The sequence below is a fragment of the Nitrosomonas sp. genome, assembly GCF_040240425.1.
GTDB lineage: Bacteria > Pseudomonadota > Gammaproteobacteria > Burkholderiales > Nitrosomonadaceae > Nitrosomonas.
This window is the reverse complement of record NZ_QPHG01000045.1, coordinates 1-23554: the sequence shown is the minus strand read 5'-3', so window position 1 is coordinate 23554 and position 23554 is coordinate 1. Positions and strand designations below refer to the sequence as shown.

Genomic DNA, 23554 nt, shown 5'->3' with positions numbered 1-23554 from the left:
GCTTATATAGAACGCTATAACAGAACTGTTCGGCATGAATGGCTGGAGATGAATGACTTTGCAACCATTGAAGAGGCGCAACTTACTGCAACACAGTGGTTGTGGATTTACAATAATGAACGTCCGAGCATGGCGCTTGGAGGTATAACGCCAGCCATGAAGTTGGCAGAAGCTTTTAAACTAAAAACCTCTACTGCAAACTCCTGTTAAATATGGGTGGATTACCTTATGCTAAATCGTAACCTAAGTGAAAATGCAGTTTATGGCCTGTCAAATGCAACTGGACGAACCAGCATCTGGGAAGTTGCTATTATTGCCGTCGGCTTGGAGAATCCATTATTCGGTCAAGGTGGAGATTTCTGGAATCAAGTTCTGTTGCGACCTGGATTTAGTGGGGCGACAAGTGCTCATAATTTGTTTCTTGAGATCTTTAGCCGTTCGGGTTTTATTGGGCTAACAGCTTTGTCGATATTTTTATTTTTTCTTGTGCGCTATTCGTTACGAGCATATAAAAATACAAATGGGGGAAGTATCGCTCTATTGATAGCATTTTTTGTGCGAGCGATGTTCAAATCAACCATTGATACGGACGCTGTTCTTTCAGGCAGTTTTTTGGGGGGGATAGCCTACTTCATTTATGTAATAGATAGAGGGGCAAAGCCAATTAGAAACATAAATAAATTAGAGCTTTCAGTACAGGTGAATCTTAATCGGGTAGTACATAATAAGTTGAGCAATGTCTCGACAGGAGGAGTAAAAGAGAAAGAGTGTATTGATGTCAAAAATAGGCAGCTTTTATGAGTATTTCATCCCCGTATTCTAGCTTCGCATTTAAGCAAGCTACATTATACTTCCTTACTGGTAAGATTGTCTCCGCCATACTAAGTTTGGGCATTCTACTTTTGTTAGTACATTTGTTACCGATGAAAGAGTATGGTACTTACGTTGTGTTAGTGGCTGGAATGGAAATTACACTGGCTGTTACAACACTAGGTTTGCCTTGGATAGCGTTACGTTACTTGCCAGAATTTCGGTTGTATGCTAGCGGAAAAATGCTGATACATTTTGTGTGGCAGGTGGTTACTTTGATTAGCCTATTTATCGCTGTAAGTGCATTTTTACTCTTGGCGGCATTACCATGGTTGCTACCGTCGGAACTCATGCAATACACGGATGTAGTCAAATTATATTTGTTACTGTTGTTTATAGAAGGTTTGGGGCGGCACATCCGAGAAAGCATTCTGGGGCCTTTAATGCAGCAGGGTCGAGTGCAAATCAGTCAAGTGTTGCGTAACCTGGCCTTTCTGTTACTAATTGGTATCATAGTAACTCAAGAAACAGCACATTTGTATTATGTGGTGTTTGCTGAACTCGTGGCATCGATGCTAGGCACCATACTGGCACTATATGGATTAATTCAGTATTTGGAAGTGTGTCGTGATTTGCAGGGAAAAGATAGCTGGCAACCATCGAGATGGTTAGAAATGTGGCGTACTGCATGCCACATGTATTTGAGCAATCTCGTTGCTCAGATTCATAACCCACAAATGTTTGTTTTTCTGATTCAGCGCTATCTTGATTTGGAAGCTACCGCTTTGTTCGGTTTTTTACGCAACTTGTATGGGCAAGTTGCAAACTATTTGCCGGCTGCATTGCTGTCCAATTTAATTCGACCTAAGTTGGCGGCTTCTTTTGTGAGTAAAGGCGGAATGATAGAACTTACGCGGAGTGTCAATCTTATAGGTAAGTTGAGCATGTTTGCGCTAATGCCCATACTGATTTTTGTTTGGTTAGCTGGAAGCGAACTGACAAGCTTACTTAGTGGGGGCAAATTCAACGAAGTGGATTATTATCTGGCAGGCTTGTTGCTGACACTAATACCATTGAGTCAGCGTCAGTTACTGGAATTTGTGGCGGTGGTCAGCGAGAAAAGCCATCTATGTTTCGGGGGGGCCGTTTTTGGTGCTCTGGCTTTGCCGATGGCTTATTTTCTGCTCGAATCAGGACAAGGTCTGTGGGGGTGTATCATCTCAATCGTTATGAGTCAAATATTATTTAGTGGAACGCTTATTATTGCTTTAATGCATACTACCGCCTATCATTTTGATGTCATCGGATTCTTTAAGCTGATTGCGGCAGCTGTAATTGGATTTGTTTTTATACAGCAACTCGCATTATCGATACAAAGTTGGTTAGATTTGTTTTTTATAGCGATTCTTTCTTGTATTCTTTTTTTGTTGGTAGCTTATTTCATTAAACCTTTTTACAGTGATGAGCGGGAAAGGCTGAATCGGTTATTTAATCGTAATATCTTTGTTTGGTAACACACATCATGCAGTACCAATAAGAATTGCCTGATAAGCAGGAAAAATCTTGCTGGAACAAAACGTGACACCGACCGATTGGGGTGCCCCATGACGCAGATGGGTGGCAAGTTGATCCGTGCCAATGGCTTAGGTGCTCGCCAACGTCGTGCTGACGATGATGATCTTCACCTACCTAAAACCTGAAGCCATCACCTAGTCGAAGAAAACGAACTTTGATGTCTTCTGATGCCCGGAATGATCTCGAATTACCCGTAAATGGAACAATTTAGGAGAAGAAGGCGCGGATTCATGCACGAATCGGCTTGAAATCAACCCTGAAACCGAGTTGAATTGTAAGGTTTAGGTTTAAGCTTTGCCGTGAAAAATCACGGGTTATTTGAGGTTCCCAATAATATGAACGCAATTTATCATTTAAAACAGGGTCGCCCCTGCGGGGCCTTCAATATATTTAAAGAGAGAGAGAAATGAAACTTTCAATTCTGATCAAAGCATTCAATGAGGAAGCTTTAATAGCAAATTGTCTTGAGGCGGCTCTTACAGAAGCGCTGAAAGTTGGTGGTGAGGTAATTCTAGTCGATTCCCTTTCTACCGACAGAACAATTGAAATCGCAAGATGCTATCCTATTCGGGTTATTCAGTTTTCCCAGAAAGTAGATTGCGGATGTGCAGCTGCTGTGCAACTTGGCTACCAATACGCTTATGGTGAGTACCTGTATGTGCTAGACGGAGATATGGTACTGCAGCCCGATTTCTTATCATTGGCGCTGAATTATCTTGAATCAAATTCTGATGTAGCTGGTGTGGCGGGAAAATTACTTGATACAAGTATCAAGACTATGGCCGATAAAAGACGACGAGCTTTCGTTGAAACAATGCAGCAGCAAGTAATGGAAGTTTCAGAACTTGGGGGCGGCGGTCTGTATCGTCGTAAAGCAATTGAATCTGTTGGTTATCTTGCACATCGTTGGTTGCCGGCTTGTGAGGAGGCAGAACTCGGTGTGCGTCTGCGGGCCGCTGGATGGCGTCTTATCCGACTTTCGAACATAGCTGTGTACCACACGGGTCACTCCGAAAGCAATTTCCAAATGCTTTGCCGACTGTGGAGAAGTCGCCGAATGCACGCCTACGGTATGTATCTCCGTACAGCTCTCGGGCACCCATGGTGGTGGTTAAGTTTACGGCAAGTATGGTGGGTTTTTGCTGCGCCTATGCTTCATGCTATAGCTGGAGTGCTGGCAGTAGGCGGGATGTATTTAGAGTCAATAAAGGCCATACCCGCGCTGATAGCTGCTGAGTTATTTGTTTGGATGGGAGTAATAGTAGTTCAAGTAGTGAGAAAGAAAAGTATTTCCGACGCTGTATTTTCAGTTTATATGTTGCATTGTTTTGCTCTTGCCCAAATACTAGGTGCCACGCAATCGATTTCAGATCCGATGATTCCAATCAGTGCGCGCGAACTCACAAAACATTGAGTTCCACAAAGTAGGGTGGTCGGTTTCATGCTATTCAGATAAGAGGGAGGGCTTATGATCATTTTTGGAGATCTTTGCACGATAACCCCCCAAGATAAGGGATTGAGTGATAGCATTATGTTTTAAAACAACAGCATTGAAGTGATGAGCATGAATTTTTCGGAATACGATGTAACCCGCCGTACTCGGAAAGGGAGTTTTCCGAAGCAGATTGATCAATTGATAGCGATAAAACGGTGGAAGTGTAAATAGCGAAGTAAAAATGTACCACTGAGGCGCACTAAATTTCGCTGGAATGGCGGATAAAAATGTACCAGTCTGAAGCCTGTAAGCTGATGCGATGAGCATCAAGTGAAAGGCGATGAGGATGTATACAGTGGAATTATATGTGAAGATTCGACGTGCGGTGATGGTAGAAGGCAGAAGCGAACGCGAGTGCGCGTTATTTTGGTATTCACCGCAAGACTGTCAAGAAGATGTGTCAATACGCGGCACCGCCGGGTTATTGACGCAAGAGCGAACCATTATCTCCCAAGCTTGCTCCCTTCGCTGGCATCATTGATGCTATTTTGGAAGCTGACAAACAAGTGCATGTTAAGCAGCGCCATACTGCAGTGCGGATATTGGAGCGATTACGCGATGGACATGGCTTCACCGGTGGTTATACCATCGTACGTAATTATGTTTACAAGGCAGCGGTTCGGCAAAAAGAAATGTTCATGCCGCTGGCACACTTACCTGGTCATGCTCAAGCAGATTTTGGTGAAGCTGATGGCTATATTGATGGCAAGCTGGTTCGCTTCCATTATTTCTGCCTTGATATACCACATTCGGATGGTTGTTTTGTCAAAGCCTATCCAACTGAAAACACCGAATCGTTTCTGGATGGTCATGTCGCTGCATTTGCATTTCTGGGTAGCGTGCCGCAATCGATTCTGTACAACAACGCCAAGATTGCAGTGGCCAAGAACTGTGTGATGGGAAACGTCAGCGTACCAAGGCGTTCAGTGAGCTACAAAATCATTACTTGTTTGAAGATAAATTTGGGCGGCCTGGCCGTGGCAATGACAAGGGGAATGTTGAAGGTATGGTCGGTTATAGTCGCCGACACTTCATGGTGCCGTTACCCATTGCTGCCGATTTTAATGCCCTGAATGCAAAATTGCTGGATGGGTGCATCAAACGCCAACAAGCCAAGTTACGTGGCCAAACTGAAACCATTGCTGAGCGTATGAAGCGTGATAGGGCTGCACTAATGGCTTTCCTGCGGTTGCTTTTGATGCCTGCCATAAGATTTCCACGCGTATATCTTCACTATCGCTCGTGCATTATCGGACCAATGACTACTCAGTACCTACCCAATATGGTCACAGGGAAGTGCTGGTCAAAGGCTATGACCTGGTCAAGTAAAACCGGACACCCCAGTTAAGCTGCTTTAATCGCTTGTTTTCCTCAGCCATTGCTTTCATTTCTGAAAGCATCGCAACGTCCATTCCTCCATACTTGCTTCGCCATTTATAAAAACTTGCATTGCTCATTCCATACTCTCGGCATAAATCTGCCACTGGTATTCCTCCCTCAGCCTGCTTCAGTATCTGCATAATCTGGCTTTCCGTAAATCGCTGCTTCTTCATCAGTAAAATTCCTCTTCGTCTACGATAGAAAATTCTACTGCTTTACTCGGTTAATTTTGGGGAGGATTACCATCCGGGAGGAATCACGAACTTCTTGAGTATATTAAGACGAACAGTACAAATCTGAGATCTAATTATAAGTATGATTTCTTTAGTACATCGCGATGGCGTTCAAGAATAGCAATCAATGTTTTTGCTACACCGTTGGGATTGCGGCGGCGTTGCTCCCAATCGCGCAAGGTGCGAACTGACACGCCCAACAATCTGGCAAATTCTACTTCGGAAAGCCTTGATTTTTTTCGTACCGATATGAAAGATGACATGACGATGCGCCCCTTCCCCGCTTTCAATTTGACGGACAAATTCCAGTAATTCAGCGCTTATCCCGGCTGCTTTCCCAGGCCTTCCAATTCCTAATCGATTAGCGGTTGCTTTCTTAATACCATGTATTGCCTTAACAATTGGTTATGTCTGTAAATTTTATGCAGTCTCAGGAATGGCTGCGCGCACTCGCTCAAGCATTTTGCTGGTTATGTTGTTGCGGCGCTCCATTTGGCTGACATAGGATTGACTGACACCCAGACGCTGGGCTAGTTGCTCTTGTGTAATACCTGCCTTGATTCGCGCTAACGCAACGGGATTATCGACGTAATCCTCAAGAACAAACGGTTCATAGGCTTGCTCGTCATCCTGATTTGCTTTGCAAGCCGCCAATTCTTTTTCGATCTGATCTTTTAGAGCGCGATAAACCGCTATCGGTAACAGAACATATTCATCTTTGCCCTGGATGGATTTGATTTTCTGCAGTGTCATTTGTAAGCATCTCCACGCGGTTTGATTTTCTCAATCGTAATAATTCTAACGACATCATGCCGTTCAAAAATAATGCGCCAGTTACCAACTCTCAGCCGGAAATAGGGCTCACCTTCCAGTTTCTTGATATCAAGCGAACTATCATCAGGATTCCGGCTTAGCTGTTCCAATTTCTCAGCTATCCTGAATCGATCCGTTTTCGGCAAGCTTTGCAGTTTCTTTTTGGCTTGTGACCGGATCAATAGATTATAACAATCAGACATATTATAAGTTATAAAACATTATATTCAAGCGCCTTGATAGACCAGAAAGCTTCCAACGATGATTGAAAGTCTATGAATAAAAATACCGTGTGAGATTAAATTATTTTAATAATGTCTTATTTTATAAAACAAAATCATTTAGTGTGAATTTTTCATCAATATTTTGTGAACTTTTTGTGAATTATCGAATCTTAATGTTCGTAAACTTATGATAAATTGAAAAAACTTTCATTTAGGAGATAAAAATGAAAACAAGTCAAAGCCTTTTTAGTACAGCTGTAAAAACTACTTTCGTTTTATTCGGTGTTTTACCGCTAATTGGACTTATCACATTTGGTGATTTGCATTCGCTCTCAGTCATGCAATCTGAAATAAGCTGGTTGGAAATTGATCTCATGTTGGGGGCAGTATTCTTTGTAAGCTATCTTTTAATTGGAAGTGTATCGAAAAGCAAAACTCGCCTTCCAATGAAAAAAATATATGCCTAAACTGTAAGCTTTTTACATAAGGTCAATGTTATTTAGACATTGACCTTTTTTATTAAAAAAAGCGGCGGATTAAAAAATCATCTCGGGTCAGAGCCAAGGAAAGAAGAATATGCCTTAGTGTGCCATCGAACCCAATCGTTCAGACTCCTTCCAGCGGCAACATTTTCAAAACCAAGCAATTGCCCTCATTTCCTGACTGAAAGCACTGCCATCATCCTGCGGATTCACATAGTTTCATCCTTACCGGCGTGCAGCTTAACTTGCTGGGCGGAGTAGCAACATTGCGTATCTGGTTTCCAGCAATTTTACTGCCAATTTCAGCTTGCCCTAATGATGAGAAAACGATCGCATATCGGATAAATTAGCGCTCAGCAAAACCTTTACACATTAGGCCGGGACAGCTTCCAGTGTTGACAATCGGCAATCGGATTGAAAAGATTTTATGATATTATTCGAGCCCGATTGAGAGTTAATCCCATTGCATCGTAACTATTAGTTTAGATAAAAGGTAGCATGCATGATTTTCTGGCGCGTAAAATCACTTGATGCCATCCTGGCAACTGCAGAAAAGAAAAGTCTCCACCGTACCTTGGGCGCATGGCAGTTAACGCTACTGGGTATTGGCGCGATTATCGGTACCGGTATTTTCGTTTTGACGGCTGAGGCTGCACAGAAAGCCGGGCCGGGCATGATGCTTTCCTTTGTTATTGCCAGTTTCGTGTGCACCGTCGCCGCACTGTGCTATTCCGAGCTGTCTTCCATGGTGCCGGTCTCCGGGTCCGCCTATACTTATTCATACGCAGTGCTGGGCGAATTGGTCGCGTGGCTGGTCGGGTGGGCGCTCATGCTGGAATATTCCGTCGCCGCCAGCGCGGTTGCCGTCGGCTGGTCAGGCTATTTCGTCGGTCTTATGCAAAACTCGCTCGGGATAGAGATACCCTTTGCACTGGCGAATGGACCTTTTGCTGGTGGAATTATTAACTTACCGGCGGTTTTCATCTGCATACTGGTAATCGCACTCCTGGTTATTGGCACACGCGAAAGCGCCACATTTAACGCCACACTGGTCGCTATCAAGATTGCCGCATTAACGCTTTTCATTGCTTTAACACTACCGGTTGTCAATCTGGAAAATTTCCAGCCTTTCTTACCATTAGGAGAAGCTGGGGTAGTGGCTGCGGCATCGTCCATATTCTTTGCTTATGTCGGATTCGATGCAGTTTCCACTGCTGCGGAGGAAACCAAGGATCCGCAACGCAATGTGCCCATCGGGTTGATCAGCTCGCTGGCAATCTGCACTGTCTTTTACTTGCTCATTTCAGCCGGTGCGATCGGCGCCATCGGTGCGCAGCCGCTGCTGGATGAAACCGGTAAGAATTTGGTGCCCGGCTCCTTGCAATTGGCCGAGCAATGCAAATCGCTGGCCGCTCTCGGGCAGCATCCGCTGGTTTGCTCGCGTGAAGCATTGGCGTTGGTGTTACGTGAGATCGGCTGGGAAAAAATCGGCAATCTGCTGGGGCTTACCGCTTTCCTGGCGCTGCCTTCGGTGGTTCTGATGATGTTGTTCGGCCAGACGCGCATCTTTTTCGTCATGTCGCGCGACGGCCTGCTGCCGGAAGTTTTAAGCCGCATTCATCCCCGTTTCAAAACGCCGCATATTGTTACTTACGTAACGGGACTGGGTGTCATGGCTGCCGCCGCTTTCTTGCCGGTTGGGAAACTGGCGGATATTTCTAATTCCGGAACGCTGTTCGCTTTCATGGTCGTAGCATTTACCGTGATGATACTGCGCATCAAAGACAAGAGCCGCGTGCGTCCTTTCCGGACACCCATCGTTTGGCTGATCGGCCCGCTCGCGGTACTGGGTTGCATCACACTGTTTTTCTTTTTGCCAGACGATGCAAAACTAGTGTTCCCGATCTGGTCAGGAATTGGGTTGATTTTCTATTTTCTCTACGGCTACCGGAAAAGCCACGTTGGCCGGGGCGTTGATACACCCGCCGGTGGTGAAGATATCATCAGTCAGGTCCGGCCTCTGGCCGATTGTGATCCGGACGGCACGAACAAAAAAAGTTGAGTTCTTCGCTTAGCGTGTTATGCATTCGATTTAACCCCGGCTGCCGGAGCACGAAGCAAAGCCGGCAGAATAATGAGTGTGCAGATCAGGGTAAAAGCTAGCCCCACTGTCAGCAGTATCCCCATACTCGCCGTGCCCAAATGTGACGAGAAGATTAAGCTGGCAAAGTCTACCAGCGCTGTCAGCGCACTATAGAAAATGGCCCGCGCGGTGCTGGTATGAATCAGAACTTCACTCACCAGCTCATTATTGATGCTCCGATACACCATGTGCAAACTGCTATCGATGCCAAGCCCGAGCAAGAGCGGCAAAGCGATGATGTTGGCAAAATTAAACGGAACGTCCAGTAGAATGGTAAATGCCGCAGTGAATAAACTCGACAGCAGCAGCGGCAATAACACCAGTAAGGTATATTTAATACTGCGCAGCAACACCAGTAAAATGACCACCACACCGATCAGCGCCAAAGAGAATGCCTGAACAAAGGCCTGTACCACGGCTTCCCCGGCTTCCAGACTGATCACCGGCACGCCGATGGCATGCGGCGCCACTTGCTGTACGGAACGCACAAAGCGCCGCAAGGCATCGTTATCGTTAAGATCCTCAACCGGATAAACCGCTAACCGGTACCCGCCCGTATCGCTATGCCAACGGTCTTTAAATGCGACGGGCAAATCCCCTTCATCGAAAACAGTTGCTTCAGTCGCAGTGCGCAAACTCTGCAAAGCCAGCGGCAACATCGCCAGCAGATCGTCCTCAATAGTATACAAAAGTTTACTTTTTTCATCGTTGCTGACTTTGTCCAATTGTGTGAACAAATGGGCCAGCGTCGACCTTAAAGCACTTACAGTGGCGGCCGATGGATGCTCAGGATGGTTGGCAACAAACCTTTCCAATGCCACAACCAATTCCCGTAACGCCTTATATTGCTCAGCCAGAATCGCATCGCTGGTGATCCGGGTTTGTGGCGGCGGTGTCGCGGCAATCGGCCCTATCGTCAGCGCCATTTCCTGAATCAGTGAGAATTTCTCTTCTTGTTGTTCGGGTACAAAATCCAATACCGTGACGACTTTATTGACTTCGGGCAAATCAGCTAGCCGTTTGGCCAAAGTTTCTGTTTCCTGCGGATTGTTAGCCAGCACTGCAATATGCCAGGGCGATAGATCAGGCTCGGCCAGCAATTCCCGGAAAGTCTGTACTGCGCCCCCCTTCGGATCTTGCATATTGAGCAAATTGTAGTCGAATCGCACTTGCGGCAAAATTGCCAGCGCTCCCACCGTAGCCACCAGCGTAACCGCGTACGTTGCTTTATGCCACTTCAGCGAAAACTCCAGCACCTTACCAACCGAACTCTTTGTAGCTGGTTTTGCCGCCGTTTTTTTCGGCAGATAACGCAACAATGCAGGGCCGATGACGAGCGTAACCAGCAAACTGATGATCATCCCGGTTCCGGAAATAATGCCGAGCTCGGCCACTCCGCTGTAATCGGTCGGCATGAAGGCATAGAAACCGATCGCATTGGTGACGGTACACGCAGTCAAGGCCGCTCCAGCATCGCCGCCGGAGATATGGATAGCCTCAGCCGGGGAATGATTATTCTCCAGAACTTCGCGATAGCGCAGCAGAAAATGGATTGCAAAATCCGCGCCCAAGCCGATATACAGTACGGCAAAGGCGATGGAAATCAGATTCAAATGACCGACAACCGCAGTGGCAAATGTCGCAGTCAAAATCAACCCCATCAATAAGCACACCAGCACGTTGAGGATCAGCCCTCCATTACGCATGGCGAAGAAAAGTACAACGCCGACCAGTACAAACGTGATAATTCCAGCATATTCCATACCGCGCAGCGAACTGTTGAGTTCTTCTTCGGCCAGGGCCACCTCGCCGGTAATGCGCAAGCGGACTGGACCATCCTCTGTGATTCCGACACTTTCCGCCGCGGCATGCAACGCGGCAATGGATTGCTCGGCTGGAAACAGTTGAGAAAAATCAAGCCGCGGCTTGATGATGATGAGTTCTTGATAAGTGTTTTTTTGCGCTTCGCCGCTGAACATGGTCTGCCATGACAATGCTCTGGGAGAACCGTTCAGCCGCGCTTCCAGAGTTGCGTTGACGCCCTTCAATACCGGACGCAATTCGATACTCCGTCCCTTGTTCAACTCATCCACTGCACTGGTTAGCACATCGGTAAAAGCAGTCAGCGAAGGATCCCGGCTGATGCGTGTGATCAAGGGCTGCGCCGCAGCCAAGCTATCGGTAATCCGTTCAAGCTCCGGAATACTTTGGTAAAGCAACCCGTTACGTGCGGTAAAGTCGTCCACTCGCGGTGAATAAACATCGTAAAAATTGCTGGAATCTTGCTTTAACCGTGCAGCCAAATTCTCCGTCGCCACCCGCACTTGTTCCGGTGTAGGCGCATTCAAGACAATGAGAAGAGTATCGATGTCTTGCGGGAATGATTCATTGTAGCGTTTCAGATTGACACGAAACGGCAAGTCTTCGGACAGCATCTCGGCGGTATCGGTATTCATTCCCAGATTGCGCGAGACATAGATGCCGCTGACGATTGCGATCAATAGCGCCGCTAACAGTACCCACAACGCATATTGATAAGAAAATGTGGTCCAGCGCGCAAAAATGGCATGAACACGGCTATGTGAAGTTTCCACTGGTGTTGTCATTGTTCTGAAGAGGAATTGAAACGATCAGTAATGAATATCGCCTGCGCGAAATTGAGAGTGCTGGCGGTCATGATATTAAGATGAACCAGCTGTTTTTTCGCGCACAATATGTGGTCAAATTGCACTGAATGATCTTTCAGTTGAGTTAAATATGCTGATTTTACATTAAAAACTTGGTCTTACGGCAATTAGTCACAGCACGGATTTAACCTTCTGATAATTATCACTCTTCAGTCTGATGAAATACACCGCTATCCGCGGGAGATTCCTACTGTTTTTTGTAGCGGTGTTTGAGATATTCAATCACCGGCGGCGTTATCGATAGAATGATGATCGCTAGAATGATGAGTTTGAAATTTTGCTGCACCATCGGCAACTGCCCAAAATAGAACCCGGCATAAACAAACGTTCCGACCCATAGCACGGCGCCCACTATGTTGTACACAATAAAGGTGCGGTAAGGCATCGTGCCGATACCCGCTACAAAGGGTGCAAAGGTACGGATGATGGGAATAAAGCGTGCGATGATGATAGTTTTAGTGCCATGTTTCAGATAAAAGGCTTGGGTTTTTTCGAGGTATTCCCGTTTGAAAAAACGCGAATTCTGCGAAGCAAATACTTTTGCTCCCACCGTTTTACCTATCCAGTAATTCACAGAATCCCCTAGAATACCGGCAAAACTTAAGCCAGCAAATAAGACATGCGGATTAAGCTGAGAGCCCTCCAGCGATGCCAGAGAACCGGCCGCGAATAACAGGGAATCACCCGGTAGAAGCGGCAGCACAACGAGTCCGGTCTCGCAAAACACGATCAGGAAAAGAATGCCATAAATCCATAACCCGTATTCTGTAGCAAGCTGTTGCAAATGCCTGTCGATATGAAGAATGAAATCAATAAGAAACATAAATAATTGCAGGAAGAATGAGAACGTTAGGCATCGGACTCCGAATGGAGAGACATACTCAAACTGGAGAAGAATTCAGTTTGGGTAAGTTTAACTGGAAGAACAGAAAAAATCTCCCGGAATATTGCTTTATTTCCGGGAGATTATTATTGCTACAACGTGATGAGCGCTTTATAGAGATTGAAACAGCTAATCGTAATAATCAGAACACCCACAAGTATTAGCAAAGTACGTGCATGAAACTTCTTGCACAAATAAGCTGCGAATGGCGCTGCAAACAAACCGCCGAAAACCAATCCGACAATCAACGGCCAATGATCGGTTTCCATCAGGAGCGCAAACGTCGCTGCACTGGCTAATGTCAGGAAAAATTCCGCAAAATTCACTGAACCGATGGTTGTGCGCGGGTCTGTACCTGTCCCTACCAAGGTTGAAGTCACAATCGGTCCCCAGCCGCCACCGCCAGCTGCATCCATGAATCCACCGAAACAGGCTAATTTACCGATATGCTGAGGCGCGTCCTTACGGGTGCTCAGTTGCCGGAACGCTTTACTGAGAATATAAACCCCCAGCAGAACCAAGTAAGCGGATATGAAAGGCTTGAATAATGCGCTATTGACATGCGTGACTAATAACGCGCCCAAGATACCGCCCAATACACCCGGCACCAGCAAACGAGTGAACAATTGTTTATTGACATTACCAAATTTGGCATGCGCAATGCCTGAAACACCCGTGGTAAATATCTCAGCAATATGCACACTGGCACTGGCGGCAGCCGGACTTGCACCGGAGGCTAATAAAAAAGTGGTTGCGGTGACACCGTAAGCCATACCCAAAGCACCATCGACTACTTGCGCAAGAAAACCGACGGCAACTGCACTCCAGAAAATCCTGCTATCGAGCGTACTACTAATAATCTGCCAGCTTTCCCCCAAATCCTGCGCAAGGAAAAAGCGAATGATTAAAAATGCGATCAGTAAAACTAATACAATGACAGCAAACCAGACGGCAGCACGCAAAAAAGGATGTGCATCCAGATGAGAAACGGTATCTTCGACAGGCGGTAATCCTAATTGTTGATGTTCCTCATTGACGGGATTCGACGTCAGATCAAGATTGCGTATTTTCATGAGTTTAGCTTTATATAACCTTCAAAATGCGCTGCACTATAGCCGCACCTGAACATAATTTGAAATAATATTTAGTAATATACTTATAGCAATAAGTTGGATCTATTACTGAGTGCAGTGTCCGGCAAAAATGCGACTGCAACCAAAGAATACGCTGGAATCGGATTGGAATTTGTTGGAATCAGTCGAAAGGAAAATCAGATAAATATCAGAAGAACAATGAATTAGTCGTTTTTACTGCTATCTTTAATCATATCGGGAGTATCGCTGGCGTTTGGCCACGCACTGAACGGAAACGGGCGTTGCTCACTGTTAAAAGTCAGGAAGTTAATGATCTGATGGATATAGATGCTTAAACTCTGACTGAACCCAAGTAAAAATTCATTCGTTTTCCCGGTTAATATCAACGTCGCAAACTGGAAAAATAAGATACCAATAACCAATGAATTAGAAAATCCGTAGATAAACATGAAAAAAAACATAAAAAGCCCACGCTGCCAGTTTTCTCTTTTCTGAATTCTTTGTTTAATTTCTTCATTCATTGTATTTTCCCGCAATTTGATGCAGTCTCGTTACGTTGGTGTGCATACATGAAACAAGGGCAAGCCACCTCTTATAAACCTTGTCAAGGCGACAAGGATATCACTATGCTGGATTTGCTTGAGTTGAATCAGAAGATACTATTTTTTCGCTTATATGCGAATCGATTTCCAATAGTTGGATTGCCAGTAAACATGGTCCAACCGGGATATTGTGACGCCTTTCTTTTCTGAGGCATGTAGAAATTTATTTTTTTCCAAATATATTCCAACATGATTTGAGCTTGGGCCCGTTTTGAAGAATATCAAATCACCCGCCTTCAAATCGTTCTTCCTGATTTCTTTCCCAACCATCATCTGCATTCTGGTTGTTCTAGGAAGGTGCATTCCAAGTTTTGATTTGAATGTCAGATGCACGAAACCAGAACAATCGATTCCGCGTTGACTCATTCCGCCACGCTGATAACGCACCCCTTGCCACTCATTAAATTGGGAATAGAGTGCTTTCTTAATGTGGCCGGAATCTGTTGATTTATTGACTGGTGGACGCGAGCCTTGTTTTACCGAAGGTTTTTCCTGAAGGGATCCACAACTCACTAAGAAGCTGATGCCAATAAATATAATAAGCCGAGAGATAATCCTTTTCATTGATAAAGCGCTTTTACTTTATAGCAAATTAAAAAGTAAGTTCTTACGGTGATTATACGCGATTACCGTGTGACCCCATACTTGAGATTTTTGACAAAACAGACCTTGCCATATCTTTTAATGACACAACCTCATTGACTCCACCTGCTGCAATCGCCTCTTTCGGCATTCCAAAAACAACGCAACTGGCTTCATCTTGGGCGAAATTATATGCGCCTGACTTCTGCATTTCCAGCATTCCGGCCGCACCATCTTTTCCCATGCCCGTTAGAATCACACCGATAGCATTTTTGCCTGCACAATTTGCAACCGAGCGGAATAGTACATCAACCGATGGCCGATGTCGACTGACCAGCTCTCCCTGATTTAATTCCGTCATATAGTTGGCGCCGCTGCGCTTGAGCAATAAGTGCGAGTGCCCAGGTGCGATAAATGCATGTCCTGGTAACACTCTTTCACCCCCTTGGGCTTCAACTACGGATATCTTGCACAGGCTATTTAAACGATTGGCAAATGATTTTGTGAATCCTTCCGGCATATGCTGAGTAACCAGGATTCCCGGTGAATCAGGTGGCATACGAATTAGAAATTCTTTGATGGCTTCTGTACCGCCGGTAGAAGCCCCCACGATGATTAGCTTTTCTGTCGAAGCGATTCGATTCGCAATGGATGGCAATACTGCATCCGCAGTTGCACTTTTGGTAACCGATGGGGATGCATTTCGCTTGAGTCTCGCAGACTTCGCAATACGGATTTTATTGGCGATTTCACTACCATATTCTTTTAGTCCCGATGCAATATCAATTTTGGGTTTGGCCACAAAATCAACCGCGCCCAATTCAAGCGCACGTAATGTCACATCGGAACTTTTCTCAGTTAATGTTGAAACCATAACCACAGGCATAGGCCTCAGTCGCATTAATTTTTCCAAGAAATCAAGCCCGTCCATTTTGGGCATCTCAACATCCAGCGTCAGCACATCCGGATTCAATTGCCGGATCATTTCCCGTGCCGCTAGCGGATCAGCAGCTGCTCCAATGACTTCCATATCGGATTGGCTATTAATTATCTCAGTTAATAGCTTACGAATAAGTGCCGAATCGTCAACAACGATAACTGTTATCTTCTTCATAATAGAAACTCAACGTATTTCATGAAACAGGCTCAAGCTAGGAAAATAATTCCACATCTCCACCGCTATCAACCTTGTGCAGACGCTGTCTGTAATCCTTTTCACGCTCGGAAATAGTCGGATTATGTATATTGCGTAATTTTTTTACCATTACTTTGCTGCTTTTTGGGAAGAAATAGACTTTGCGCGGAAAGATATCAACCAGATCCTGTGCTACGACTTTTATTTTCTCTGTTTGTAAAAACTTCAAGACAAAATCCGCATTCCGTTGTCCGACATTAGCAACTGTCAATCCATCCAGAACGTTACCGCCGCCGAATACTTTTGCTTCGAGATTTCCTCGGCGGGCACCCAGCTTCAATAACTGATTGATCAGTATCTCCATGGCATAAGTGCCATAACGGGCTGAAGCATTTAACGGACTACCCGCATCTCCTCCGCCATCCGGAAGCATAAAATGATTCATACCGCCGATACCGCTATAACTATCTCGAATACAAGCCGCAACACATGAGCCAAGCACGGTTACGAGCAGTAAATCCTTATCCGTAACATAGTATTCACCTGGAAGCAGCTTAACAGCCTGATTATTGAAACTCTTATCAAAGTACAAATTGGTAGCAACTTGATCATCGATGATCTCAGCCATACGATTACCTCTGTTTATTAGCTAACTCATAAACGGTTTTCTCACGCAATTTAAACAAATCAACTGCATGCTGAAAGCTCTCTGAATGACCAGCAAACAACAATCCATCCGGCGCCAGAAGTGGTACAAATTTTTTCAAAATTTTATATTGAGTTTGTTTATCAAAATAAATCATTACATTACGACAGAATATTGCATCGAAAGGACCACGAATCGGCCAGCTTTCATCAAGCAAATTCAGTTGCCGGAATGTAATCATATTCCGCAATTCAGGACGTACTCTCGCCGATCCGGCGTGATGCCCTTTGCCTTTAAGAAAAAATTGTTTAAGTTTTTCTTGGGGTATTTTTTCCAGCTTATCCAATGAATAAATACCCAACTGTGCTTTCGCAAGAACATTGGTATCCAGATCCGTTGCAAGAATGTGCACTGGAGGTGAAAATGTCTTAAATGCCTGCACCATCGCCATTGCCATTGAATAAGGCTCTTCGCCGGTTGACGATGCACTACACCAGAGTTGAATTTTGCCCTGATTCTTTCGCTTTTCTACATGCTTCTCAAGAATCGGGAAATGATGCTGCTCACGAAAAAAAGCTGTCAAATTAGTAGTTAAAGCATTTGTAAACGCTTCCCACTCTTCAGGATTTCCACGCTCCAGAAAATTAAGGTACTCATGAAAACTCGTCAGACCGTTGGCACGCAGACGCCGGGCAAGTCTGCTATAAACCATATTTTGTTTGCCTTTGGAGAGTGAGATGCCCGCATGGTTATATATCAGTTTTCTGATACGATCAAAATCAGCCTGAGTAAAAGCATACTCACGTATCCTGCTATCAGAGCTTTCATCACCACCCAAAATCATTTCCATAATATATCCATTTGAATTCTAATAAATACTGCTTTACTGTTATTCTTCGCAGTATCAGACCCTGGAGCCTCATCACTTTTTATCAGACAGAATGTATTAATGCACTGAATAAACAACGATATATAATTAGTCATATCTATTGTCAACATGGAGCAGATAATTCAAAGGCATAGTCTTTAGCCAGTAACGAATTTCGCACCCAATTTCTTACAGCTTTCTTCAGTCCTATACGTGAACCGACAACTTGACAATCACCAATTGCATGCTTCGTTTCTTCTTAAGATTTCCGCTCCGGAGCAACTATTCTCTAATTGACCGTTTGTTCTATTAACCCCATATCGCTGCTGCTCATCATTTTTTCGATATCAATCAATATCAGCATGCGTTCGTCAACTGTCCCCAGTCCCATAATATATTCCGTATCAATCACTGATCCCAATCCCGGCGCAGGACGCATCTGCTCCAGCCCCAGTGTGATTACATCCGATACTCCATCCACAACGATCCCCATCACCCGGCCCGCTACGTTCAAAATTATCACCACGGTAAATTGATCGTACGTCGCACTTCCCAACCGGAATTTAATCCGCATATCTATGATCGGGACGATTATCCCGCGCAAATTCACTACACCTTTGATGAATTCAGGAGCATTCGCTATCTGCGTTATGGCGTCATAGCCTCTTATCTCTTGTACTTTTAGTATCTCTATACCATATTCCTCGCTTCCTAAACGGAATGTCAGAAATTCATTCGCCATTTGATTGGTATGTGGATTGACTGGATTAGAAGTAGTAATCGCTGCTTGCTCTTGAGACATGATAAACACTCCTGATTAATAAATTATCTAGGTATAAAAATATCAACTATCCAATCGGTCTATACCATTTCTTGTTGGCATGCCAACACAAGCGCAGCAGTGTCCAGAATAAGCGCAACTTTACCATCGCCCATAATTGTCGCGCCAGAAACACCCTGCACTCTGCGATAATTACTTTCCAGGCTTTTAATTACAACCTGGTGCTGTCCGATTAAATCATCCACAAACAATGCCGCTTTGTGTCCTTCGGCTTCAAGGATCACCAGAATTCCTTCATGTACAGCAGTCACATTCGGATGCAAGTTAAAAACTTCATGTAGTGCGATTACAGGTAAATATTCACCGCGAACTTGCACTACACGCCCATGGCCACTGACTGTTTTAATATCATTAGCTGTCGGTTGCATAGATTCAATAATGTAATTGAGCGGCACAATAAACATTTGATCGCCGACCGCCACTGACAATCCATCAAGAATTGCTAGTGTTAATGGTAATCGGATAGATATGCGTGTACCCACACCAAGTGCCGATTCAATATCAATGCGTCCGCCCATGCTTTGAATATTACGTTTCACAACATCCATCCCAACACCACGGCCAGATACATCGGTAACTATATCCGCGGTAGAAAAACCTGCTTCAAAAATCAGCAACCAAACTTCTTGGTCAGACATACCGTCACTCACTGGCAAACCACGTTCCTTGGCTTTGGCGAGAATTTTTCCTCGATTCAAACCGGCACCGTCATCGCTAACTTCTATAACAATGCTGCCGCCTTGGTGAAAAGCACGTAATGTAATCGTGCCTTGCGCAGGCTTACCCGCTGCAATACGCTTCTCGGCTACTTCTATGCCATGATCAAGACTATTTCTTACCAAGTGAGTTAATGGATCGGCAATTTTCTCGATCAGACCTTTATCAAGTTCAGTATTTTCACCGACAGTTTTCAGTTCAACGCGTTTATTTAATTTTGCCGCCAGATCGCGCACAACACGTGGATATCTACTGAATACAAAGCTTATCGGCATCATTCGGATCGACATTACAGACTCCTGCAGATCCCGCGTATTCCTTTCTAATTGGCTCATTCCACTTAGCAATTTCTCAAAAACCACTGGATCAAGCTGCGATGCTGTCTGCGCCAGCATCGCCTGGGTAATCACCAATTCACCCACGAGGTTAATCATCTGATCAACTTTTTCTATACTGACCCGTATCGATGAAGTCTCGCTGGCGGAAGCCGAGGCACTTACCTTGCTCGAAGGCTTATTTGTTACATGCTGCGTTTCATTCTTATTGCCATGAATATTTTGCTGAGGCGTTGAACTTAGCTGTGATTCCGAGTCATCGAAATCTTTGGGTGCCGCTGGAGCTCCAGGAAAAAAACCATAACCAGGTGCAGGCGGCATACCTGCTATTGAAAACTCATCTTCACCGGCAAATGGCTCTGCAGCGGAATCCTCGTCACTAGAATGAGGCTCTACAACACTATGGGTTGCAACCTCGATCTTTAGGTTTGCTGGATCAACAACAAATGCCAACGTTTCCCAAATATCTTCTTCGCTACTGACAGTCGTAAGTTTCAGTTTATGATCTTTTCCGCCTGCCGAGGTTGTATCTTCAAGACTACCTAAGCGTTTCAAGTTAGCAAATAAGTTTTCAACTGCCGCATCACCCATCCCTGAACTCGAGAACTCTATGCGAAAAGTCAGTTTCGCTTCATCACTCTCTGATACAGCCTCGCTAATCGCAACATTAGATGATCTTTCAATATCAGTCTCTACTGGGATAGCTTTCATTCCAATGCCGGAATCCGCCACGGTTTCAGAAGGTGCCGGAACTTGTGTTTCATCACTTAGTTTTTTCAGTTCTTCACAAACTTCCGCCGCAACTGCGGGATCCGCTTCGCCTTCTCCACGATGACCTGCTAGTTGCGCCTTAATGACATCACCGGCTCTCAAAAAAGCATCTACCATCTCACTCCGTACTGCAAGCTCACCTTTGCGCAATCTATCCAGCAATGTCTCCAACATATGCGTCATCTCCGTCATATCTGTAAAACCAAAAGTACCAGCTCCACCCTTGATAGAATGCGCTGCACGAAATATAGCGTTCAAATCTTCCAAATCGGGCGAATTTACATCGAGCCTCAGCAGGCATGCTTCCATGTCCGCAAGCAACTCTGAGGATTCTTCAAAAAATATTTCATAAAACTGTTCGAGATCTGTACTCATAGATAACCTGTTTCACGTTGAGTTGTTAGGCTAACACCCTAAAGAAGCGAGAAAATAGCAGCAGTAAACACTTAACTTTCCAAATAAAATATACTGTCAGCAACCCATTAATCCACCTGGGAATATAGATATCTAACCTATTACTTTACCAATTACTTCCAGCAATCTTTTCGGATCGAATGGTTTTACGAGCCAGCCAGTAGCACCTGCCGCTCTGCCTTTTGCTTTAATTTCATCACCGGATTCAGTCGTTAGTATCAAGATAGGAATATTCTTGTAGTGCGCCAATTTACGAAGTAGCTCCAGTAATTTAAGCCCATCCATTCGTGGCATATTGATATCAGTTAGCACCAAATTAACCTGATGATAATTAGCTTTGTCTAATGCATCTTGACCATCGACTGCTTGAATGACTTCATATCCGGCGCCTTTAAGCGTAAAAGCAACCATCTGCCGGATGGAAGCAGAATCATCCACTGCAAGTATCGTCTTAGCCATTTATCTCACTCCTATTGCTAATATTGTTAATTTGTTTGATAAAAATAGGCACACTAAAACAGCTCAATATCACCCATCTGCATACCTTGCTGCACAACTGGCTTTCTCTTGCCTTTAGTTTTTGCCATATTTACTGCTTTAGAAATTCCTTCATGTATTGTGCCTAACGTGTTTTTACCCACATTTTCTTTCCAACTTCTTTGTCGCTCAATGCGTTGCAGTTCAATATTCAACGCCTCCACTTGGCGCGTAGTATGTGCAAGCAATTGCGTCACTAGATCACCAAACTGTAGTGAAGTAACAGCCATTTCCAGTTCTTGCTCGATCTTATCAGCAATAACCATCTGTTTCTCCAACAGTTCCAATATGGGTTTACTTCCTTCAGGGGCAGCCATTTTTTCAATAGCCACAACCATTTCATGATGTGATTTGGTCAAATTACTGATATATCCAAAATTAATAACCAGATTATTCACTGCATCACTTACCAACCGGTCAACCTGATTTAATTCTTCCTTGATACTCATAAAGTATTCGTCAGCTTCAGCATTACATAACACACCATCCCGCTCCATCAACCCTGATTGATGTGTTACTTGGCTATCAGATTTGCCCTCAGCTGCTCGCAGCTCAGCCATAACTTTCTCCCCGTCGCTCGTCTTGATCGAAGCTATTAAACTGCTATTCAACTCAGCAAACTTGCTACTTATTAATCTATGTTTGCTTACGCTCCCGGCTCACAGGAACCAAGGAAATTGTCTCAATGAGTACTTATCAGAGATTTTTACCAGATCACAAAATTATTTATACCCAACAAGTTAACGACATTAACCAGAATAAATTTAGTATCTGAAGAATAAAAAAACTACGGTATGCACTGACCAGAAATCAGCACCCAACGCTTTTTCTTCGAGAAAAAAACTTCATTTTAATTAGCCGCCTCACCAATTCGATTTGCCCATTCAATCGCCTGTATCTCAATATCAGCGAGTTCGCTTAAACTTAAAAAACCCAACTCCGACAGAATCGATTGAATTGCAGCAATCTCACCTTTTTCGTTGGCTTCAATGAGTTTCAATTCCTGACCTAAGCGCCCTTCCCGGGTCAATAATGCCTGGCTCATGTCATCAGGAATTCCCAGCCTGTCAGTGATTTGTTGCATTTCAATGCCCAGCAATACATCCAGCAGCGATAGTATTCCCACCATGAATGCTCTTTCCTGGTGATTTTTGTCGTGAGGACGTTCCGCTGTTGCGATTAACTCCATCAATTTCCCACGTGCCGCTGCTGTTTGCATTAATGCATTCGACATACTATCGTCGGATTGATTAGCGGTATAAAGCAACAGCTGTATCCATCTTTGCAGTTGCTTACGCCCTAAGATCATGATTGCATGTTTGATGGAATTAATTTTCTGAGGCAATCCGCTTGAAACTGAATTTACCATGCGCATCAGGTTGTAACTCAAACCGGGTTGATGCTTAAACTCCCGCTCTAGTTCTTCAATATCACTGTCACCCATGACCAATGTCAGCAGCTTCAGCAATGAAAGCTTGCCTGGATCGGCGCGTTTTACTGCCATTACTTCAGGCTTTGCGAAATAATAGCCTTGGAACATCTGGAAACCCAATTGCATGCAATATTTCTCTTGTTCTCGGCTTTCCACTTTCAGTGCCAGAAGCAATACCGGCCAGCGGTTTAATTCGGTAACCAACTTTGTAAGTGCATTTTGCTCAAGTGCAAGCACATCTACTTTCACTACACTCACCACAGGCAGCAGTTGCTCAACCTTACTATTCATTTCAACAATATTATCCAACGCAAACTGATAGCCTTTTTGCTTCAACTCATTACAGCGCTGCATAAATTCTGGTGTTACCGTTGCCGTTTCTTTTATTTCTAATACGACATGCTTACTAGGCAATAAACTGATAATGTCACTCATCAACAACTCAGGATTGGCGTTGATAAAACCACGCTGCTTCCCTAATACATTCTGGATTCCTAACTGGCAATAAGCGTTGATAATGACATTTGCTGATGCGGATAAATCATCTGTAATTCTGACCGACTCTTCAGTTTCTTCTTGTCTAAACAGTAACTCAAATGCTACAAGATTTTGATTACGATCTAGAATTGGCTGCCGCCCAAGAAAAAAACCTTCCATTTATTCCCCCGCGTTAATTTATCTTTTTTGTATAAAAGTTTTAACTCATCGGCTGTGTTACACGTTTCTTAAGTATTTTTTTAGGGTCTTAGGAAGTTAAGCACTTACTAAAGTGTGCTAACTTTCTGAGATGAATGCCAAAAACAGATACTATTTTCGTTCTCGAATCAGAGAAGCAAAATTCAGGCAACTTATTCG

22 protein-coding genes and 3 pseudogenes are annotated in these 23554 nt (G+C 44.4%); 8 read left to right on the top strand and 17 right to left on the bottom strand.

Annotation, left to right across the window (positions count from 1 at the left end):
• The 5 genes and pseudogenes from DU481_RS13695 to istA form a co-directional block, all read left to right on the top strand.
• The coding region (locus DU481_RS13695) for an integrase core domain-containing protein (RefSeq protein ID WP_350135431.1) at positions 1–210 on the top strand (210 nt) is incomplete at its 5' end.
• 18 nt (positions 211–228) lie between these two features.
• Positions 229–801: an O-antigen ligase family protein gene (locus DU481_RS13690; RefSeq protein WP_350135429.1), complete on the top strand. Its 573-nt coding sequence runs from the start codon at positions 229–231 to the stop codon at positions 799–801.
• On the top strand, positions 798–2324 hold the full coding sequence (locus tag DU481_RS13685) for an oligosaccharide flippase family protein (RefSeq protein WP_350135427.1): 1527 nt from the start codon (positions 798–800) through the stop codon (positions 2322–2324). The genes DU481_RS13690 and DU481_RS13685 overlap by 4 nt, the downstream gene beginning before the upstream one ends.
• A 467-nt stretch (positions 2325–2791) precedes the next feature.
• On the top strand, positions 2792–3799 hold the full coding sequence (locus tag DU481_RS13680) for a glycosyltransferase family 2 protein (RefSeq protein WP_350135425.1): 1008 nt from the start codon (positions 2792–2794) through the stop codon (positions 3797–3799).
• A gap of 367 nt (positions 3800–4166) precedes the next feature.
• Positions 4167–5194 (top strand): annotated as a pseudogene (gene istA / locus DU481_RS15600) (IS21 family transposase); the annotation flags it as partial.
• A 32-nt stretch (positions 5195–5226) separates the two neighbouring features.
• On the opposite strand, the pseudogene DU481_RS13670 reads toward istA, so the two are convergent.
• From DU481_RS13670 to DU481_RS13655, 4 genes and pseudogenes are all read right to left on the bottom strand, one after another.
• A pseudogene (locus tag DU481_RS13670) lies at positions 5227–5433 on the bottom strand (transposase); the annotation flags it as partial.
• Between the two features lie 134 nt (positions 5434–5567).
• Entirely contained in the window at positions 5568–5756 is a 189-nt protein-coding gene (locus DU481_RS13665; RefSeq protein ID WP_350135421.1) for a helix-turn-helix domain-containing protein, read from the bottom strand.
• 157 nt (positions 5757–5913) lie between these two features.
• A complete protein-coding gene (locus DU481_RS13660; protein WP_350135419.1) occupies positions 5914–6246 on the bottom strand; it encodes a helix-turn-helix domain-containing protein in 333 nt (110 codons plus the stop codon).
• A complete protein-coding gene (locus DU481_RS13655) occupies positions 6243–6509 on the bottom strand; it encodes a type II toxin-antitoxin system RelE family toxin (protein WP_107804539.1) in 267 nt (88 codons plus the stop codon). Before DU481_RS13655 ends, DU481_RS13660 begins: the two co-directional genes overlap by 4 nt.
• Before the next feature lie 245 nt (positions 6510–6754).
• On the opposite strand from DU481_RS13655, the gene DU481_RS13650 reads away from it, so the two are divergent.
• Both DU481_RS13650 and DU481_RS13645 read left to right on the top strand, forming a co-directional pair.
• Complete coding sequence (locus tag DU481_RS13650) at positions 6755–6997, top strand: hypothetical protein (RefSeq protein WP_350135417.1); 243 nt, start codon at positions 6755–6757, stop codon at positions 6995–6997.
• Between the two features lie 517 nt (positions 6998–7514).
• Positions 7515–9074 (top strand): amino acid permease, encoded by a 1560-nt coding sequence (locus DU481_RS13645; RefSeq protein ID WP_090318511.1) that lies wholly within the window; start codon positions 7515–7517, stop codon positions 9072–9074.
• 17 nt (positions 9075–9091) lie between these two features.
• On the opposite strand, the gene DU481_RS13640 is transcribed toward DU481_RS13645, so the two are convergent.
• From DU481_RS13640 to DU481_RS13580, 13 genes are all read right to left on the bottom strand, one after another.
• Positions 9092–11761: an MMPL family transporter gene (locus tag DU481_RS13640; RefSeq protein WP_350135415.1), complete on the bottom strand. Its 2670-nt coding sequence runs from the start codon at positions 11759–11761 to the stop codon at positions 9092–9094.
• Between the two features lie 268 nt (positions 11762–12029).
• On the bottom strand, positions 12030–12665 hold the full coding sequence (locus tag DU481_RS13635; RefSeq protein ID WP_090318517.1) for a DedA family protein: 636 nt from the start codon (positions 12663–12665) through the stop codon (positions 12030–12032).
• Between the two features lie 152 nt (positions 12666–12817).
• Entirely contained in the window at positions 12818–13798 is a 981-nt protein-coding gene (locus tag DU481_RS13630; RefSeq protein ID WP_090318519.1) for a sulfite exporter TauE/SafE family protein, read from the bottom strand.
• Between the two features lie 224 nt (positions 13799–14022).
• Positions 14023–14340: a DUF4389 domain-containing protein gene (locus DU481_RS13625; RefSeq protein WP_350135412.1), complete on the bottom strand. Its 318-nt coding sequence runs from the start codon at positions 14338–14340 to the stop codon at positions 14023–14025.
• Positions 14341–14490: 150 nt separating this feature from the next.
• Positions 14491–14985 (bottom strand): NlpC/P60 family protein, encoded by a 495-nt coding sequence (locus DU481_RS13620; RefSeq protein ID WP_350135410.1) that lies wholly within the window; start codon positions 14983–14985, stop codon positions 14491–14493.
• A gap of 52 nt (positions 14986–15037) precedes the next feature.
• On the bottom strand, positions 15038–16117 hold the full coding sequence (locus DU481_RS13615; RefSeq protein WP_350135408.1) for a protein-glutamate methylesterase/protein-glutamine glutaminase: 1080 nt from the start codon (positions 16115–16117) through the stop codon (positions 15038–15040).
• 37 nt (positions 16118–16154) lie between these two features.
• Positions 16155–16766, bottom strand: a complete 612-nt coding sequence (cheD, locus tag DU481_RS13610) for a chemoreceptor glutamine deamidase CheD (protein ID WP_090318531.1) — start codon at positions 16764–16766, stop codon at positions 16155–16157.
• A 4-nt stretch (positions 16767–16770) separates the two neighbouring features.
• Entirely contained in the window at positions 16771–17634 is an 864-nt protein-coding gene (locus DU481_RS13605) for a CheR family methyltransferase (RefSeq protein ID WP_107803958.1), read from the bottom strand.
• Positions 17635–17941: 307 nt separating this feature from the next.
• Positions 17942–18454: a chemotaxis protein CheW gene (locus DU481_RS13600; protein ID WP_121167561.1), complete on the bottom strand. Its 513-nt coding sequence runs from the start codon at positions 18452–18454 to the stop codon at positions 17942–17944.
• A gap of 59 nt (positions 18455–18513) precedes the next feature.
• Positions 18514–20691, bottom strand: a complete 2178-nt coding sequence (gene cheA / locus DU481_RS13595) for a chemotaxis protein CheA (RefSeq protein ID WP_350135405.1) — start codon at positions 20689–20691, stop codon at positions 18514–18516.
• A gap of 132 nt (positions 20692–20823) precedes the next feature.
• Positions 20824–21189 carry a response regulator gene (locus DU481_RS13590; RefSeq protein WP_090318542.1) on the bottom strand — a complete coding sequence of 122 codons (366 nt, stop codon included), beginning with the start codon at positions 21187–21189 and terminating at the stop codon, positions 20824–20826.
• 53 nt (positions 21190–21242) lie between these two features.
• Positions 21243–21827, bottom strand: coding sequence for a hypothetical protein (locus DU481_RS13585; protein WP_350135403.1), 585 nt, complete (start codon positions 21825–21827; stop codon positions 21243–21245).
• 290 nt (positions 21828–22117) lie between these two features.
• Entirely contained in the window at positions 22118–23356 is a 1239-nt protein-coding gene (locus DU481_RS13580; RefSeq protein WP_350135401.1) for an EAL and HDOD domain-containing protein, read from the bottom strand.
• A gap of 130 nt (positions 23357–23486) precedes the next feature.
• On the opposite strand from DU481_RS13580, the pseudogene DU481_RS13575 reads away from it, so the two are divergent.
• Positions 23487–23554 (top strand): annotated as a pseudogene (locus tag DU481_RS13575) (IS1595 family transposase); the annotation flags it as partial.

Bases quoted from the DNA above. Each gene is read 5' to 3' on its own strand.
- DU481_RS13585 (WP_350135403.1), bottom strand. From the start codon at position 21,827: ATGGCTGAGCTGCGAGCAGCTGAGGGCAAATCTGATAGCCAAGTAACA.
- DU481_RS13685 (WP_350135427.1), top strand. From the start codon at position 798: ATGAGTATTTCATCCCCGTATTCTAGCTTCGCATTTAAGCAAGCTACA.
- DU481_RS13605 (WP_107803958.1), bottom strand. From the start codon at position 17,634: ATGGAAATGATTTTGGGTGGTGATGAAAGCTCTGATAGCAGGATACGT.
- DU481_RS13635 (WP_090318517.1), bottom strand. From the start codon at position 12,665: ATGTTTCTTATTGATTTCATTCTTCATATCGACAGGCATTTGCAACAG.
- DU481_RS13630 (WP_090318519.1), bottom strand. From the start codon at position 13,798: ATGAAAATACGCAATCTTGATCTGACGTCGAATCCCGTCAATGAGGAA.
- DU481_RS13690 (WP_350135429.1), top strand. From the start codon at position 229: ATGCTAAATCGTAACCTAAGTGAAAATGCAGTTTATGGCCTGTCAAAT.
- DU481_RS13680 (WP_350135425.1), top strand. From the start codon at position 2,792: ATGAAACTTTCAATTCTGATCAAAGCATTCAATGAGGAAGCTTTAATA.
- DU481_RS13645 (WP_090318511.1), top strand. From the start codon at position 7,515: ATGATTTTCTGGCGCGTAAAATCACTTGATGCCATCCTGGCAACTGCA.
- DU481_RS13655 (WP_107804539.1), bottom strand. From the start codon at position 6,509: ATGTCTGATTGTTATAATCTATTGATCCGGTCACAAGCCAAAAAGAAA.
- DU481_RS13615 (WP_350135408.1), bottom strand. From the start codon at position 16,117: ATGAAGAAGATAACAGTTATCGTTGTTGACGATTCGGCACTTATTCGT.
- cheA (WP_350135405.1), bottom strand. From the start codon at position 20,691: ATGAGTACAGATCTCGAACAGTTTTATGAAATATTTTTTGAAGAATCC.
- DU481_RS13625 (WP_350135412.1), bottom strand. From the start codon at position 14,340: ATGAATGAAGAAATTAAACAAAGAATTCAGAAAAGAGAAAACTGGCAG.
- cheD (WP_090318531.1), bottom strand. From the start codon at position 16,766: ATGGCTGAGATCATCGATGATCAAGTTGCTACCAATTTGTACTTTGAT.
- DU481_RS13660 (WP_350135419.1), bottom strand. From the start codon at position 6,246: ATGACACTGCAGAAAATCAAATCCATCCAGGGCAAAGATGAATATGTT.
- DU481_RS13580 (WP_350135401.1), bottom strand. From the start codon at position 23,356: ATGGAAGGTTTTTTTCTTGGGCGGCAGCCAATTCTAGATCGTAATCAA.
- DU481_RS13600 (WP_121167561.1), bottom strand. From the start codon at position 18,454: ATGTCTCAAGAGCAAGCAGCGATTACTACTTCTAATCCAGTCAATCCA.
- DU481_RS13620 (WP_350135410.1), bottom strand. From the start codon at position 14,985: ATGAAAAGGATTATCTCTCGGCTTATTATATTTATTGGCATCAGCTTC.
- DU481_RS13650 (WP_350135417.1), top strand. From the start codon at position 6,755: ATGAAAACAAGTCAAAGCCTTTTTAGTACAGCTGTAAAAACTACTTTC.
- DU481_RS13640 (WP_350135415.1), bottom strand. From the start codon at position 11,761: ATGACAACACCAGTGGAAACTTCACATAGCCGTGTTCATGCCATTTTT.
- DU481_RS13665 (WP_350135421.1), bottom strand. From the start codon at position 5,756: ATGTCATCTTTCATATCGGTACGAAAAAAATCAAGGCTTTCCGAAGTA.
- DU481_RS13590 (WP_090318542.1), bottom strand. From the start codon at position 21,189: ATGGCTAAGACGATACTTGCAGTGGATGATTCTGCTTCCATCCGGCAG.